At 62.4% G+C, this 14,928-nt stretch carries 15 protein-coding genes; 6 read left to right on the forward strand and 9 right to left on the reverse strand.

Annotated features, from left to right (window positions below):
* Positions 1 to 59 precede the first annotated feature (59 nt).
* Genes NKH50_RS18355 through ehuB form a run of 5 tightly spaced genes read right to left on the reverse strand, consistent with a single transcriptional unit; the run spans position 60 to position 3,870 of the window.
* Positions 60 to 788, reverse strand: a complete 729-nt coding sequence (locus tag NKH50_RS18355) for a GntR family transcriptional regulator (RefSeq protein WP_352880295.1) — start codon at positions 786 to 788, stop codon at positions 60 to 62.
* Entirely contained in the window at positions 785 to 1,564 is a 780-nt protein-coding gene (ehuA, locus tag NKH50_RS18360; RefSeq protein ID WP_352880297.1) for an ectoine/hydroxyectoine ABC transporter ATP-binding protein EhuA, read from the reverse strand. Before ehuA ends, NKH50_RS18355 begins: the two co-directional genes overlap by 4 nt.
* The gene (gene ehuD / locus NKH50_RS18365; protein WP_254818530.1) at positions 1,561 to 2,220 is read right to left on the reverse strand and encodes an ectoine/hydroxyectoine ABC transporter permease subunit EhuD; all 660 of its coding nucleotides are present in this window, start codon (positions 2,218 to 2,220) and stop codon (positions 1,561 to 1,563) included. The genes ehuA and ehuD overlap by 4 nt, the downstream gene beginning before the upstream one ends.
* Positions 2,217 to 2,945 carry an ectoine/hydroxyectoine ABC transporter permease subunit EhuC gene (gene ehuC, locus NKH50_RS18370; protein WP_352880299.1) on the reverse strand — a complete coding sequence of 243 codons (729 nt, stop codon included), beginning with the start codon at positions 2,943 to 2,945 and terminating at the stop codon, positions 2,217 to 2,219. Before ehuC ends, ehuD begins: the two co-directional genes overlap by 4 nt.
* A 55-nt stretch (positions 2,946 to 3,000) precedes the next feature.
* Positions 3,001 to 3,870 (reverse strand): ectoine/hydroxyectoine ABC transporter substrate-binding protein EhuB, encoded by an 870-nt coding sequence (gene ehuB / locus NKH50_RS18375; protein WP_352880301.1) that lies wholly within the window; start codon positions 3,868 to 3,870, stop codon positions 3,001 to 3,003.
* A gap of 196 nt (positions 3,871 to 4,066) precedes the next feature.
* Between ehuB and NKH50_RS18380 the strand changes: the two genes are divergently transcribed.
* The 6 genes from NKH50_RS18380 to NKH50_RS18405 all read left to right on the forward strand — a co-directional run bounded on the left by NKH50_RS18380 (position 4,067) and on the right by NKH50_RS18405 (position 11,550).
* Positions 4,067 to 5,302: a M24 family metallopeptidase gene (locus tag NKH50_RS18380; RefSeq protein WP_352880303.1), complete on the forward strand. Its 1,236-nt coding sequence runs from the start codon at positions 4,067 to 4,069 to the stop codon at positions 5,300 to 5,302.
* A 75-nt stretch (positions 5,303 to 5,377) separates the two neighbouring features.
* On the forward strand, positions 5,378 to 6,526 hold the full coding sequence (locus NKH50_RS18385; RefSeq protein WP_352508680.1) for a M24 family metallopeptidase: 1,149 nt from the start codon (positions 5,378 to 5,380) through the stop codon (positions 6,524 to 6,526).
* Positions 6,527 to 6,536: 10 nt separating this feature from the next.
* A complete protein-coding gene (locus NKH50_RS18390; protein WP_352646038.1) occupies positions 6,537 to 7,793 on the forward strand; it encodes a sarcosine oxidase subunit beta family protein in 1,257 nt (418 codons plus the stop codon).
* A gap of 13 nt (positions 7,794 to 7,806) precedes the next feature.
* The gene (locus tag NKH50_RS18395; RefSeq protein WP_502900920.1) at positions 7,807 to 8,103 is read left to right on the forward strand and encodes a sarcosine oxidase subunit delta; all 297 of its coding nucleotides are present in this window, start codon (positions 7,807 to 7,809) and stop codon (positions 8,101 to 8,103) included.
* Complete coding sequence (locus tag NKH50_RS18400) at positions 8,100 to 11,054, forward strand: sarcosine oxidase subunit alpha family protein (protein WP_352880305.1); 2,955 nt, start codon at positions 8,100 to 8,102, stop codon at positions 11,052 to 11,054. Before NKH50_RS18395 ends, NKH50_RS18400 begins: the two co-directional genes overlap by 4 nt.
* Complete coding sequence (locus NKH50_RS18405) at positions 11,047 to 11,550, forward strand: sarcosine oxidase subunit gamma family protein (protein WP_352880306.1); 504 nt, start codon at positions 11,047 to 11,049, stop codon at positions 11,548 to 11,550. Before NKH50_RS18400 ends, NKH50_RS18405 begins: the two co-directional genes overlap by 8 nt.
* Positions 11,551 to 11,615: 65 nt before the next feature.
* Here NKH50_RS18405 and NKH50_RS18410 read toward each other — a convergent pair whose 3' ends face one another.
* From NKH50_RS18410 to NKH50_RS18425, 4 genes are all read right to left on the reverse strand, one after another.
* The gene (locus NKH50_RS18410) at positions 11,616 to 12,080 is read right to left on the reverse strand and encodes a cupin domain-containing protein (protein WP_352880308.1); all 465 of its coding nucleotides are present in this window, start codon (positions 12,078 to 12,080) and stop codon (positions 11,616 to 11,618) included.
* Positions 12,081 to 12,294: 214 nt separating this feature from the next.
* Positions 12,295 to 13,167, reverse strand: coding sequence for an aldose 1-epimerase (locus NKH50_RS18415; protein ID WP_352880310.1), 873 nt, complete (start codon positions 13,165 to 13,167; stop codon positions 12,295 to 12,297).
* Between the two features lie 5 nt (positions 13,168 to 13,172).
* Positions 13,173 to 13,973 (reverse strand): FadR/GntR family transcriptional regulator, encoded by an 801-nt coding sequence (locus NKH50_RS18420; protein WP_245278497.1) that lies wholly within the window; start codon positions 13,971 to 13,973, stop codon positions 13,173 to 13,175.
* Between the two features lie 2 nt (positions 13,974 to 13,975).
* A complete protein-coding gene (locus NKH50_RS18425) occupies positions 13,976 to 14,914 on the reverse strand; it encodes an ABC transporter permease (protein WP_352814200.1) in 939 nt (312 codons plus the stop codon).
* Positions 14,915 to 14,928 lie beyond the last annotated feature (14 nt).

Genomic DNA, 14,928 nt, shown 5'->3' on the forward strand with positions numbered 1-14,928 from the left:
TTCGGTTTTGACTATCGCTGTCGCCGACCTTGGCGGCCAGCACAACCCCGAGGGGCTGACTATGTTGCTCCATCCAGATTGGCCTCGCCTGCATGACGCATCATGCGGCGAAAGCTCATTGAGATATGCGCCCGCCTTATGTGCCCTATGGACTCCCAGTCACCGATCTCGGCGGCGGCAAGGACCTCTTCCATTTCGCGGCGGAACGCGGTGAACTCCTCGACAAGGCCCAATTGCGGCATCATCTTCAGGACGACGCGCGCGACCTGAAAATACAGGCGCTCGCTGATCTCGCGCAGCGGCTGGTTGCCGGTCATCGCCGTGAGCTCGTAGAAAAAATCCATGTTGAGGCGCAGGAAAGCGCGCTGGTCGGGATTGAGTATATCGGCATCGCAACGCGCGATGAGCGCCCGTATCCGGTCGAGATCGTCCGCCGTGCGCGGGATCGGCGAAAGCTTGCCGACGAGGAGCGCCAGCTCCAGGCGCAAATGATAGACCTGCTGCAATTCCTCGATATCGACATCGGTGACGATCGTGCCGACGCCGTGGACGGATTGAACCAGACCCTCGGATTCGAGACGCGCCAGGACACGCCGGACCGGCGTGCGGCTGATCTGGAATTCCTGGGCAAGTTCTTCCTCGGACAGATGGCTTCCCGGCGCATAATCGAGCAGGCAGATGCGGTCGCGCAGTATCCGGTAAATGCGTTCAAATCGCTCCCGGGCCGAGAGCGGACGTGGCGGCGCGGCGGTCACGGCTGTGGGCGTGGCATCTGTCGCAAGCGTCATCCAGCCTCCAGGACAGCGTGCAGGAACTGCCGTGTCCGCTCGTTCTTGGGGGTGCCGAACAACTCGCCTGGCGGCCCTTGCTCGCAGATCTTGCCCGCGTGGAAAAAGCAGACGCGATCGGAGAATTCCTTGGCAAATCCCATCTGGTGGGTGACCATCAGCATGGTGAGGTCATGCTCCCTACCAAGTTTTCGGATGACTTCAAGCACTTCGCCAACGAGTTCGGGGTCCAGGGCCGAGGTCACCTCGTCGAACAGCATGATCTTGGGCCGCATGGCGCAAGCGCGTGCGATGGCGACACGCTGCTGCTGACCACCCGAGAGCTGCGAGGGATAGTGGTCCTTCTTATCCGATAAGCCGACCATGTCGAGCAGTTCGGCGGCACGCGCCTCCGCATCGGCCCGCTTCATGCCTAGCACGGTTATCGGTGCCTCGATGCAGTTCTGCATCGCCGTCATGTGCGGGAACAGGTTGAACGACTGGAACACCATGCCGATCTTGGCGCGGATCTTGCGGATGTGGGCGAGATCGGCGGGAACAAGTTTGCCGTTCCTCTCCATATGGGTCAGCGGCTCGCCTTCAACCCAGATGACACCGTCATTGATCGTCTCCAGCGTCATCAGCATGCGCAGCACCGTCGTCTTGCCGGAGCCGGACGGGCCGATGATGGAGACCTTTTCGCCGCGTGCTATTTCCAGCTTAAGCCCGTCGAGAACGGTTAACGTGCCGTAGCGTTTCGATACATTGTCGAAGCGAACCATCGGTTGTTCCGTCATCGCATGGTCCTCCGGTTGAGCAGGCCTTCGAGGGAGCGAATGAGCGCAGCAGAAACCAGGCTCATGGCAAGGAAGAACAGACCGACCAGCGTCATCGGCTCGGTGTAGCGGAAGGTTTCGGAGCCAATGATCTTGGCCGTCTGCATCAGCTCCAGCACGGCGATTGCGGACAGCAATGGCGTCTCCTTGAACAAGGCAACCAGATAGTTGCCGAGCGCCGGAACGATCGGCGGAATCGCCTGCGGAATGATGATGTCGCGGAACGTTGTCCAGGCCGAAAGATTAAGTGCGATCGAGGCTTCCCACTGGCCGCGAGGGATGTTGTCGAAACCGGCGCGATAGACCTCGGAGCAATAGGCGGCATAGTGGATGCCGATGGCCAGCACCCCGGCGGTGAAGGCGTCGAGCACGACACCGAATTTCGGAAAGACGAAATAGAGAAAGAATATCTGGATAAGCAGCGGGGTCGAACGGATCAGTTCGACCAGCACCGAAATTGTCCAGCCGGTCCACGGCACGGCGATACGGACGACGGCCAGCACCAGGCCAAGCGAGGCGGCAAGTGCAAAGCCGATCAGCGTCGCCTCGATGGAGACGATGGCCGCGCGGGCGAGCACCGGCAGGATTTCAAAAGCAAATGCCCAGTCCCAAATCATGCTGCCTTCCCTCGCGCCAGTCCGATCGATGCCCGCCTTTCGAGAAGCCGCATGCCGATGGTCAGAACCAGCGACATTGCCAGGTACATCAAAAGGACAAGTGTGAAGATCGGAATGGTCTTGAACGTATTCTGGTTCATTTGCTGCGCCTTGAAGGCGAGGTCGGAAAGCGTGATCAGCGACACAAGCGCTGTCGATTTCAGAAGCTCGATGAACAGGTTGCCCCAGGGCGGGATCATCGCCACAAAGGCCTGCGGCAGGATGATCCGGCGCAACATCTGTGGCCGGCTCATGTTCAATGCCGTACATGCCTCCCACTGGCCGCGAGCGACCGAAAGGATCGCACCACGCACGACCTCCGACCCGTAGGCACCGACGTTCAGGCCGAGTGCCAGGACTGCCACCACGAAAGCGTTGATCGTGACGCCGAATTGCGGCAGCACGAAAAACAGCCAGAACAATTGTACCAATGCCGACGTTCCGCGGAAGATCTCGACATAGACCGTGGCCAGCCATCTGAGCGGCGTCGGGCCATACATCCGTGCAAGTGCTGCAAGCACGCCCATGACGATTGCGAGCAGGCTGCCGAGGACGGCGATCTCGATTGTCAGGACCGCGCCTTGCAGCAGCCCCGGCATGAACACTCGATAGCTTTCCTGTGTTGCCAAGCCGCCGATCACGACGAGCGCGATGACCAGCATGGCAACGAGCGTACGGATACCCATGCGATTCCCCCGGAGAAAAAAGGGCGGCGCTTTCGCGCCGCCAGCAGTTGGGAACCTACTTGCCCGCGCAAAGCTCCGCGGTGGTCTTGTTGGGGAGGTAGTCCTTGCCGAAGCCGAGCGGCTCGACCAGCGCAATATGCTCCGGCGAACCGATGAACTTCTTCAGCTCGGCGTTGAACGCCTGCTGCAGGTCGGTGTCTTCCTTGCGGAAGCCGAAGCCGCCATGACCTTTCACCGATTTGCCGGCAACCTCGCCGAAGGGCTTGGTCGATTCGACGCCGTCGGCTTTCTTGGCCATATCGGCGATCGAAAGAGCGGTCAGCGCAGCAGCGTCGGCGCGGCCCGACTGGACGGCCGCGACCAGGCTGGACTGGTCGGGCAAGGAGACAATCTGCCCACTGGCAACGCCCGCTTCCTTGGCGAAGCCGCCTTCGACGGCGCCGGCCATCACGGCAAGCTTGAGATCCGGATTATCCTTGATGCTGGAAAAATCCTTGATGCCTTTCGGATTGCCTTTTGCCACCAGCATAGCCTCGCCGATGCCGTAGGACGGCTCGGAGTAGTTGATCTCGGCGCAGCGCTTCGGAGTGATGAACATGCCGGCGGCGATGATGTCGAAGCGGCCGGCCTTGAGACCTGGAATGAGCGAGCCGAATTCGGTCAAAACACCGTCGACCTGCGGTATGCCCATCTTGGCGAGCACCGCCTTGGCGACTTCCGGCGCCTCGCCGGTCAGCTTGCCGTCAGGCGTGGCGTAACCGAACGGCGCCTCGTTGGCGAAACCGACGCGGATGTAGCCGTCCTTCTTGGCCCGTTCGAGGGTGGTTTCCGCGTGAGCGGATAGCGATGTCAATGACGTCGCGGCGAGCGCCATGCAGGCAGCCGCTTTCACGACCATGCGGCGCGATATTGATGAATTGAGCATGCTTTTCTCCCATTGGACAACGGTGGATGGTTCCCAGGGCGCAGCCTTCTTCGAGGTCGACGCCTGCTTGATAAGACGTATACAACTGCCCTAGACATTTCGCAAGCAGAGATATAGAAACCATGAAAATTCGGCGATAATTCGTAGTTAGCCAACAAATTGACGTCGAGTTGTGCACAATTTGGCCTGTTTGCCCATGTTGATCAAAGGGCAAGCGGCGTACCTGGAAGGCAGGATTTCGGTGGCGACTGCGAACGGGTTCGGGAAATTCACGCAAGCGGAGTATGGGCAGCGCCTCGCTGGCGTGAAGACACGCATGCAAAAAGCCGGCTTCGATCTCATCGTCTGTCAGGATCCAGCCAACATGTGTTGGCTGACCGGCTATGACGGATGGTCGTTCTATGTTCCGCAGTGCGTCCTCGTCCATCTGGAGGAGGATCGGCCGATCTGGTTCGGCAGGGCGCAGGACGCCAAGAGCGCGCGCCTGACAACCGGCCTGCCGGAGACAAACATCGTGCCGTTCTCGGAGCGGCTAGTGCAGCAGCCCGTCGAACACCCATATGACGAACTCGCCCGACTGATCCGGTCGCGCGGCTGGGAAAAGGCCCGTATCGGCGTCGAGTTGGACGCGCATTATTACACTGCGCGCTGCCACGCCCACCTTGTCGAGGGACTGCCCGACGCGCACTTCGCCAACAACCACGATCTCGTCAACTGGGCGCGGCTGGTCAAATCCGAAGCCGAGCTGGTGCTGATCCGCGAGGCGGGTGCGATCTGCACGCATGCGATGAACCGCGCCATCGAGAAAATGCGGCCCGGCGTGCCGCAAAACCATGTCATTGCGGAAATCTATCACGCACAGATCATGGGCGTGCCCGGAGCGGGCGGCGACTATGCCGCGATCTGTCCGCTTATGCCCGTTGGCGAGGGCACCAGCACGCCGCATCTGACGTGGTCCGACGCGCCGCTGCCGGACAGCGGCCTCGCCATTCTGGAGATCGCCGGCGTGCGCCGCCGCTACCATGCGGCGCTGACCCGGACGGTACATTTCGGCAAGCCGCCGCAAGCCATCCTCGACATGGCCAAGGCGATCGTCGAGGGCGTCGACGCTGGCCTCGAGAAGGCGCGCCCCGGCAACACCGCCGAACAGGTGGAAGCCGCCTGGCAGGCAGACCTGCGACGGAACGGGCTGAAGAAAGACAGCCGCGTCGGCTATCCGGTCGGGCTCGCATACCCGCCCGATTGGGGTGAACGCACCGCAAGCCTTCGTCCGGGCGATACTACCGAGATGCAGCCTGGGATGTGCTTCCATTTCATGGCCGGCGTCTGGCTCGACGATTTCGGCATCGCCATCTCGGAATCGTTCGTCGTCACGGAACGCGGCGGCGAACGCCTCTGCGATGTGGCGCGCGAACTCATCGTCATCGACTGACATGGGGGCCGGGAAACCGCCTGCCGAAAAAGACCATGCCCGCCAGCAAGCCGGCAACAAGCACGAGGACGCCCGATGGACCGCAATCCTTTTTCCGAAGCCGAAATCGCAGGCCGGCTGGCAAAGGTCCGTACTGCACTGGTTGAGCGCGAGCTCGACGCGGCGGTGTTTGCCTCGCCGGAGAACGTCTTCTATCTCACCGGGCTTGATCACTGGGGGTATTTTGCCCCTCACCTGCTGATTGTCCCGCTCCGGGAAAAACCTGTTCTGGTCACCCGCTCGATGGAGAAGGTGACAATCGAGAAGCAGGTGAAGGCAGCGGAATTCCGTGGCCATTCCGACAGCGAAACGGCGGCCGACCTTGCCGCGCGGGTGCTGGCAGAGCTCGGCCTATCCGGCAAGCGGATCGGCCTCGAATACTGGACAGCCGGCCTTAGCCATGGACTTGCCGTGGCACTCCAGATGCAAGCCGATGCAAAGTGGAGCGATGTCTCCGGTCTGATCGACAAAATGCGGCGGGTGAAAAGCGCCGAAGAACAGGCGCTGATGCGGCGGGCGGCACAAGTGACGGACGCCGCCGCCGGTGCCGCGATCGCGGCGATCTCCGATGGCGCTTCCGAACAGGAGGTCGCCGCCCAATGTGTTGCGGCAATGATCCGCGCCGGCGGTCATGCGCCGGGCTTCGGACCGTTCATCCGCCCGGCCGCGCGCCTGGGTGAAGAGCACACAACCTGGGGCGACGGGATCTACCGCAAGGGCGAGCCCGTCTTTGTCGAACTGTCCGGGTGCATCTCGCGCTACCACGCCCCGCTCGGCCGGCTCGTTCGCATAGGCCACATCAGCGATGAAGACGCCACAATGGCGGAGGTGACCGCCAAGGCGTTCAACGCGGTCGTCGAGGCGCTACGGCCGGGCGCCAAGGCGCGCGATGTCTACGCCGCCTGGCAGGCCGTCGCCGACGAGGCCGGTCTTTCCCACTATCGCCGCCATCACTGCGGTTACCTGGTCGGCGCCGGCCAGCCGCCGTCATGGACCGGCGGCAATTCGGTGACCGGCTTGCGACACGATTCCGACCTCGAGATCCAAACCGGGATGAGCTTCCACATCCTGTCGTGGCTGATGGGCACTGGTCGCGGCAATGACTTCGTCTCCAACACGGTGCTGTTGACCGATGCGGGCGCCGAAGTGCTTACCCGCACGCCGGCCGGCCCGATCATTCGATAGGCCTGCACACATGGCGCGCTACTCGGCATTTTCGGTTTTCCGCAACGCGCTGTCAGGCCAGAAGAACTGGCAGCGCGCCTGGCGGGCAGCGGAGCCAAAATCGTCCTATGACGTGATCGTTATTGGCGGCGGCGGACACGGCCTCGCCACCGCCTTCTACCTCGCCGAGAACCACGGCATCCGTGACGTTGCGGTGCTCGAAAAGGGTTATGTCGGCGGCGGCAATGTCGGCCGCAACACCACCGTCATCCGCTCCAACTACCTGCTCGACGGCAACACCCAGTTCTACGAATTCTCGATGAAGCTTTGGGAGGACATGTCTCAAGCGCTGAATTTCAACGTGATGTTCTCCCAGCGCGGTCAACTCGTCACGGCGCATTCGGCCGATCAGCTCGACGGTTTCAGCCACCGCGCCAACGTCATGCGGCTGAACGGCATCGACGCCGACATCCTCGACCGCGAAGACGTGCGCCGGCTGGTGCCCTATCTGGATTTTTCCGACACCGCCCGCTTCCCGATCCATGGCGCCATCTTTCAGGGCCGCGCGGGCACGGCACGCCACGACGCCGTCGCCTGGGGCTATGCGCGTGCCGCCGACAGCCATGGCGTCGACATCATCCAGAACTGCGAGGTGACAGGCTTTGTCCGTGACGGCGACAGCATCGTCGGCGTCGAAACCACGAAAGGCCGGATCGGCGCCGGCAAGGTCGGCCTCGCGGTTGCTGGCCACACGTCCGTGCTCGGCGCCAAGGCCGGGCTTGAATTGCCGATCGAAAGCCATGTGCTGCAAGCTTTCGTCACCGAGCCGCTGAAGCCGCTGGTAGATCACGTCGTGGCCTATGGCGCCGACCATTTCTACGTCAGCCAGTCGGACAAGGGCGGGTTGGTCTTCGGCGGCAATCTCGACGGCTACAATTCATACGCCCAGCGCGGCAATCTCGGCGTCGTGCGCGAAGTGGCGGAGGCCGCGATTGCATTGATGCCGTGCATTTCGCGCGTCCGCCTGCTTCGACATTGGGGCGGCGTCATGGACATGACCCCCGATGCTAGCCCGATCATCTGCCCGACGCCGATCGAGGGTCTCTATCTCAACGGCGGCTGGTGCTATGGCGGCTTCAAGGCGACGCCGGCTTCCGGCTGGTGCTTCGCCCACACGATCGCCACCGGCAAACCGCATCCCTTGATCGCGGCCTACGGGCTCGATCGTTTCCGCACCGGCCACACGCTCGATGAGGCCGGCGCCGGCCCTTCCGCCTGGCTGCAATAGGAGGCAGGACAAAATGCTGCGCATCGAATGCCCCTGCTGCGGCCCGCGCGATCATGACGAGTTCCGCTATGGCGGCGATGCCTCGGTCAAGCGTCCGGCCCATGACGATCCCGATCCGGAGGCCTGGTACCGCTACGTCTATATCAGGACAAACCCGGCCGGCCCGCACCGTGAATTCTGGCAGCACGTGACCGGTTGCCGCCAATGGCTGGTGGTCGAACGCGACACCCGCAACCATGCCATCGCAGCCGTCGACTTCGCTAGAAAATTGCGGGCCAGGAAATCAACTCTCAGGAAGTCACCGGCATGAGTTCAAACCGCAAACGGCTGTCGGTGGGTGCCCGCATCATTCGCGAGCAGCCGGTCGAGTTTACCTTCGACGGCCGCAAGCTGGCTGGATATCGCGGCGACACACTTGCCTCCGCGCTGCTCGCCAATGGCGTCACGCTGGTCGGGCGCAGCTTCAAATATCATCGCCCGCGCGGCATTTTTTCCGCCGGACCCGAAGAGCCGAATGCGCTGGTTACGCTCGGGACCGCCGGGAGGCGCGAGCCGAACCTGCCGGCGACCACACTGGAACTCGCCGACGGTATGGTCGTGGAGAGTCAGAACCGCTGGCCATCGCTTGCCTTCGACATGCAAAGCGTCAACGGGCTGTTGGCACCGTTTCTGTCCGCCGGCTTCTACTACAAGACCTTCATGGGCCCGACGCGCCGCGCCTGGATGTTCTACGAGCACTTTATCTGCAAGGCTGCCGGTCTGGGCAGAGCCGGCACCGGCGTGGATCCCGACCACTACGAGGTTCGTCATGCCTTCGCCGATGTCGCCATCGTCGGCGGCGGCCCGGCGGGATTGTCGGCGGCGCGGGCGGCCGCCGCGGCCGGCGCGCGAGTCGCGCTGATCGAGCAGGATTTCCTGCTCGGCGGCCAGCTTCTGGCGGAACCGTCCGACAGCGCAGCGGCCGCATGGCTGAGGCAGGCCGAGGCCGAGTTGGAGGGCTTCGAAACCATCACGCTTATGAAGCGGACGACCGCTTTCGGCAGCTATGACGGCAATGTCCTTGGACTGGTCGAACAGCGCGATCCAACCAATCCGCAGCCGAATGGCGAGACACGGCAAACGGTCACTATGTTGCGCATCCGCTCGATCGTTTTCGCCACCGGCGCCATCGAGCGGCCGATGGTGTTCTCGAACAACGACCGGCCCGGCGTCATGCTTGCCTCGGCCGCCCGGACCTATCTCAACCGTTTCGCCGTCCTGCCGGGCAAGAAAATCGTCGTCGCTACCACCAATGACGGTGCCTGGCGCACCGCCTTCGACTATGCCGCAGCCGGCGCGAAGGTGACGATTGCCGATCTGCGCCCCGTCCCGCCCGCAGCACTTGCCGCAGAAGCCGCACGGCTCGGCGTGGTGGTGCGGACCGCAACGCGCATCGTCGACCTGCATGGCGGCCATGCCGTCAGGCGCGTAACGCTCAATGGTCCGGAGGGACAATCTTCGGCCGCCTGCGACTTGGTCTGCATCTCCGGCGGCTGGTCGCCAACCGTGCATCTCACCTCACACCTCGGTGTCAAACCTGTGTATCGCGACGACATTGACGGCTTCGTGCCGGGCGTCTTTTCAGCCAGCCAGTTCGGCGCCGGTGCAATGATAGGAGCCTATGCGACAGTCGCTGCCATCGAGGACGGCCATCGCGCCGGCATCGAAGCGGCAGCCTCCTGCGGCAAGTCGGCACCAGTGTCCGCTCCATCGAAACTCGATCTCGGTGAGACCGGCTCGAGCGTCCTTCGCGAAGCCCTGCCCGCTGGACGTGCAAAGGCCTTCGTCGATTTCCAGATGGACGTGACAACCGGGGATATCGAGCTCGCCCATCGCGAGGGCTATGAATCGGTCGAGCACCTGAAGCGCTACACTACGCTCGGTATGGGCACCGACCAAGGCAAGACCAGCAATTTTCCCGCACTTGCCGCGATGGCAGCGCTGCGCAACGCAACGATTCCTGAGACCGGCACCACGACCTTCCGCCCGCCCTATACGCCGGTTGCCATCGGCGCGCTTGCCGGGCGCGCCATCGGCCATCATTTCAAGCCGATCCGCCGCACGCCGATGCATGACTGGCACATGGCGAACGGCGCCAAGATGCTCGAGGTCGGGCTCTGGATGCGGCCCTATTTCTACCGGCAGTCGGGACGTGACGTGAACGACGCGTATGTCGCCGAAATGCGGAATGTGCGCCAGGCCGCGGGGCTGATGGACATCTCCACGCTCGGCAAGATTGATGTCCAGGGCCCGGATGCGGCAATCTTCCTCGACCGCGTCTACGCCAACGGCTTTGCCAAACTGGCGGTAGGCCGCGCCCGCTACGGCGTCATGCTGCGTGACGACGGCATCGTCTTCGACGACGGCACCACGACGCGGCTGGCGGAAAACCGGTTCTTCATGACCACTTCGACGGCCAAGGCCGCCGACGTGCTGTCGCGTCTCGAATTCCTGCTCGACACGGCCTGGCCGGATTTGCGTGTGGCAGTGACCTCGGTAAGTGACGAATGGGCAGCGATGTCGGTCGCTGGGCCGAAGAGCCGCGCAATCCTCGGTGCTGCTTTTCCTGCTCTTGACGTTTCCGATGAGGCGCTTCCGCATATGGGGCTACTCGAAAGCGAGTGGGAGGGCCGTGGGCTCCGCATCCTGCGTCTCAGTTATTCCGGCGAGCGTGCTTACGAAGTCTATGTCGGCGCCACTGCGGGTGAACAGCTCTGGAGCCGCTTGCTCGAAGCCGGCAGACCCTTCGACCTGAAGCCTTACGGCGTTGAGGCGCTTGGCGCGCTACGCGTCGAAAAGGGCCATGTCGCCGGACCGGAGATCGATGGGCGCACGACGCTCGACGATCTCGGCCTCGGCCGCATGGCCGGCAAGCGCAGCGGCTTCGTCGGCGACGTCCTGCGACGGCGCCCTGCCCTCCGGGCGCCCAACCGGCAGCGTCTCGTCGGACTGGAATGCATCGAGGACGGAAAACGCCTGCGCGGCGGCGCCATCCTGTTCCTGCCGGATGAGAAACCCTATGGCCATGGGCGCGGTCGCGTCACCTCCGTCACTTTCAGCCCCGAACGCGCCCATTATGTCGGCCTAGCCCTGCTTGCCGGGGATGTCGCGGCAGAAGGAAGCGAGGTCGTGGCGGTCTATCCGATGAAGGCCGAAACGGTTCGCGCGCGCATTGTCTCGCCGGTATTCATCGATCCGCAGGGAGAACGGCTGCATGGCTAGCTTGACCTCTTCTCGGGATTTCAGCCTATCCGTGGTCGATTGTCCGCTTATCCAGATCGAGGGCTGGGACGGGACACTGAGACAATTCGAAACGAGCGTCTCGGCGTCGCTCGGCACGAAACTTCCCGCCTCGATTGGAGAGACGGTTCGCCACAAGGCGCTTCTAATTATCCGCATTGCACCTCGCCGCCTCTGGCTGGCTCTCGACGAAGGCATGCAAGCGCCTGCCCTTGTCGTCGATCCCGATCTCGGCTGTTCCGTTCCCCTGGGGGAAGGTCGTGTTCGTTTGAAAATGGCCGGCCCTGATATCGCAAGGCTTCTGTCCGGCTGCATTGCCGTCGACTGGCACGCGCCGACCGCCGCTCCGGGCCGCGCTGTGCAAACATCGTTCCATCACGTGCCCGTGCTCTTCCTGCGCACCGGCGAGACCGCGTGCGAACTCATCGTGCCGCGAAGTTTTGCCCGCAGTCTCTCGGATTGGATTGCCGGCGGCTAGCCAATACCGGTTCCTCGGGCAAGGGCCGGCTTTAGCGGCGATCCAAACCGCCGTCACGAAGCCTTCTACTCTCTTGCCGGCCAGTCTTGCAGAAGCGTAATCCCAAACTTCGGCGCGGCTGTTTTGAGCCGCTCGATATCGGCAGGCGTCGGCGGCCCGACCACCTCTCCCTTGCCGAGTTCATGGCCACCTTCGGCGAGGAACTGCTCGAACACACTTGGCGTGTCTATCAGGATGTAGCGAACGGACTGGTTGCCGGGATTCACGAGCTGGTGCGGGATGCCGCGCTTCAAAAACATGCTCTCACCGGGCGAGAGCGTTCGGACCTCGCCGGCCACAATTGCGGTCAACTGCCCTTCGATGACGTAGACTGTCTCGTCGTCATTCGCGTGAACATGGATTGGTGTTTTCGTCTGCCCGTCGCTTCGGTTTTCGAAGAGACTCAACAAGCCTCCTGTCTGTTCGCCGGAGACCAGTCGCTTCATGACGATGCCTGCGAGCACGAATTCCTTTGGGTCAACATCTGTCATTGATCCAATCTGCCAGGTACATTCGGAGTAGGCCCGTACCGTGCCGTCAAGCAGACAAACTGCGCAGCGACATCCGGCAAACGTCGAACGGGCTCACGGGTTCCCGGTCGCCGGAGTTCCCTCTTCCCAAGCTCACTTTGGACGAAAAGCCGGCTAACCGGACATGCTGGCCGACACCGACATACGCCAACTCGAGGGCGCCGCAGAGGTCCGTCTAATTGACGGCGAAGCTGCAACGGGCTGCCAGACTCTCGCCAGGGCCAAGCACCGACAGTCCATTCCATTTGTCGATCCCACGATTGTGAGCATCGACCGCATGACTGACCGGTTCAAAACAGAAGAAGTCGCTCTCGTCCGATGGCGAATAGACCAGGTAGAAGTTCAAGGGCGACGAAGCTTCAATCCGCAGGCTGCAACTGTGCTCCGGCCACGATATGGTAGCGACGCCGTCCCAGCCGGCAAACAGATTGTTTATCCATCCGCTCGGCAATACGGCCGGGGCGCCGAAATCCCAATCGGGACGGGTTTTGACATCCACAAACCGTTCGGGGAGATGGCTGGGCAGTTCGAGACAAACCTGCGAGGCCGGCGCATGAAGCGCGGTCCGTGCCGTTCTCGGGAACCATGGATGGATACCAAGCCCGAACGGCAGCCTGACCGAGGCCCGATTGACGATGCGAAGCTTCAGCTCGAGCCCTTGTCTGGCTAGCGCGTAGCTCACATCGGCGCGATATCGGTATGGGCCGGGTCCTTTGCTGATGAGCGACAGCTTTGCGTTGTCTTGCGCTACGCTGTCGATGTCCCACTCGCTCGAAAATCCATTGCCGTGAATGGGAAATGGCTCGCCTGCAACATTGGCAGGCAGTTGGTGGAATTTGGAGTCGAATGTGAATCCGCCGCCCGAGATGCGATTCGACCACGGCAAAAGCAGGTTGCAGGCCAGATCGACGGGGTTGCTGCTCCCGCCATCCGGCCATGGCCTGAACAGCGGCACGCGCCCATGGTCCAGTCTCGCAAGACCTGCCCCAAGCGACGGGACGATTTCAGCGGACAGGTCTCCGCTTCCGATTTTGATCGTTCGGACCATCAGTTTCAGACGGTATCGGCCTTGGCAGCGGCGATCGGCTGTGGATGGCGGCCTTTGCGAGCCACTGCAAGGAGGTCGTTCGACGCGATCCCGATGAGCGCCTTCATCTGATCGTGAGCGTCGTCGGCCCTGCGCATCCGGATTGCCTCAAGCACGTCGCCATGCGCGCTCAGCGTCTGCTGGTAATTAGCGGTGGCCGATGTGGTCAATCGGAAGGAGAAGCTGAGGGCGGCAGCAAGCATATTGCCGAGATTGGCGAACACCGGGTTGCGGCTGGCACGAAGGATGGCGGTATGAAACCTGACGTCGGCATCGAGACACGCAGCAAGGTCGTCCTGCGGAGCAATGCGCATGGCCTCATAGGCGGCTTCGATGACTGCGAGATCGCCTGACGTCGCCATCTTGGCCGCAAGGTGGGCGGCCGCGGGTTCAATGATCAGCCGCGCCTCGATCAATCCGCGGACGAAATCGAGATCGGGCTCGATATCGCGCATCCATTCCAGAACCTGTGCATCCAGCCTGTTCCATTCGCTCGACACGCGCACACGCGTCCCGGCCCGCTTGCGTGCCTCGATCAATCCTTTCGCCGAAAGCGTCAGAAGAGCATCGCGAAGCGCTGTGCGGCTCGCCCCGTAGATAACGCAAAGTTCAGCTTCCGTCGGCAAGACGGAGTGCTGCGCGTAGGAGCCGGCGAGGATTCGCTGTCCGAGATCGCGTGCGATGCGATCCTTGAGCGATGACGTGGCGCCATCTGCGGCAGGAATGTCCTGCTTGCCTTGGCCAGTCGAAGCGATCGCCGTGTCCATCGTCATGTCCTGTTCAAGTGGTACTCGGCAATTACCACAGCAAGTATCAGCAGCGAGCCCTTGGCAAGCAACTGATAGAAGGTTGGCACGGAGGTCAGTATCATTCCGTTGTTGAGGACACCAATGATGGCGACGCCCAGTAGTGCGCCGACGATCGTGCCCTTACCGCCCTGCAAGGCGCAGCCACCCAGAACGGCCGCTGTGATGGCCTCGAGTTCCAGGCCTTGGGATCCGGATACGGGCTGCCCCGAGCCGGTACGGGCAGCCAACAGAATCCCGGCCAATCCGGCCGCCACTCCACTCATGATGTAGATGCCGACACGGTAGCGGTTGATGTTGATGCCGGAGAAGCGTGCAACAACGGGATTGCCGCCCAGGGCATAGATGTTGCGGCCAACGATCGAGCGGGCAAGGAAGAGATGGAACACGATCGCGGTCAGCAAAAGAATCCAGATCAGCAGAGGCAGGCCGAGGATTCGTCCGATCCCAATGAAGCGGAAAGTGTCGCTGAAAATCGCGATCGATTGCCCATCGGACATGATGAACGCGATGCCGCGGAAGATCGCCATCGTACCGAGAGTCGCGATGACAGCGTTGACCCGCCCATAGGTGATGATGATGCCGTTCACGAGGCCGGCAAGGCCGCCCAGGACAAGGCCGGCAAGAATGCCCGCCGCCGGCGATCCGGTCGCCTGGATGGCCATTGCCGTCGATACTGTGGTCAGACCGACGATTGCGCCGACGGCAATATCAAGCCCGCCGGCGACGATGACCACGGTCTGGCTCATCGCCAGGACGCCCAGGATGGTAATGCCCAGACCGATGTTCAGCAGGTTTCGGCTCGAGAAGAACACGTCGCCTCTCAGAGTGCCGAAAATGAGCACGAGAATGGCGAGAGCAACCAGGAGGCTTATGTTGTGAATGCCGATGCGCTCTGCCATGCGCAAGGAAGGGC

Origin of the sequence: Mesorhizobium sp. M1027 (genome assembly GCF_040318745.1) — a bacterium.
Lineage (GTDB): Bacteria > Pseudomonadota > Alphaproteobacteria > Rhizobiales > Rhizobiaceae > Mesorhizobium.

Coding starts and splice junctions, on each gene's coding strand:
- NKH50_RS18355 (WP_352880295.1), bottom strand. CDS start 788: ATGACGCTTGCGACAGATGCCACGCCCACAGCCGTGACCGCCGCGCCG.
- ehuA (WP_352880297.1), bottom strand. CDS start 1,564: ATGACGGAACAACCGATGGTTCGCTTCGACAATGTATCGAAACGCTAC.
- ehuD (WP_254818530.1), bottom strand. CDS start 2,220: ATGATTTGGGACTGGGCATTTGCTTTTGAAATCCTGCCGGTGCTCGCC.
- ehuC (WP_352880299.1), bottom strand. CDS start 2,945: ATGGGTATCCGTACGCTCGTTGCCATGCTGGTCATCGCGCTCGTCGTG.
- ehuB (WP_352880301.1), bottom strand. CDS start 3,870: ATGCTCAATTCATCAATATCGCGCCGCATGGTCGTGAAAGCGGCTGCC.
- NKH50_RS18380 (WP_352880303.1), top strand. CDS start 4,067: ATGTTGATCAAAGGGCAAGCGGCGTACCTGGAAGGCAGGATTTCGGTG.
- NKH50_RS18385 (WP_352508680.1), top strand. CDS start 5,378: ATGGACCGCAATCCTTTTTCCGAAGCCGAAATCGCAGGCCGGCTGGCA.
- NKH50_RS18390 (WP_352646038.1), top strand. CDS start 6,537: ATGGCGCGCTACTCGGCATTTTCGGTTTTCCGCAACGCGCTGTCAGGC.
- NKH50_RS18395 (WP_502900920.1), top strand. CDS start 7,807: ATGCTGCGCATCGAATGCCCCTGCTGCGGCCCGCGCGATCATGACGAG.
- NKH50_RS18400 (WP_352880305.1), top strand. CDS start 8,100: ATGAGTTCAAACCGCAAACGGCTGTCGGTGGGTGCCCGCATCATTCGC.
- NKH50_RS18405 (WP_352880306.1), top strand. CDS start 11,047: ATGGCTAGCTTGACCTCTTCTCGGGATTTCAGCCTATCCGTGGTCGAT.
- NKH50_RS18410 (WP_352880308.1), bottom strand. CDS start 12,080: ATGACAGATGTTGACCCAAAGGAATTCGTGCTCGCAGGCATCGTCATG.
- NKH50_RS18415 (WP_352880310.1), bottom strand. CDS start 13,167: ATGGTCCGAACGATCAAAATCGGAAGCGGAGACCTGTCCGCTGAAATC.
- NKH50_RS18420 (WP_245278497.1), bottom strand. CDS start 13,973: ATGGACACGGCGATCGCTTCGACTGGCCAAGGCAAGCAGGACATTCCT.
- NKH50_RS18425 (WP_352814200.1), bottom strand. CDS start 14,914: ATGGCAGAGCGCATCGGCATTCACAACATAAGCCTCCTGGTTGCTCTC.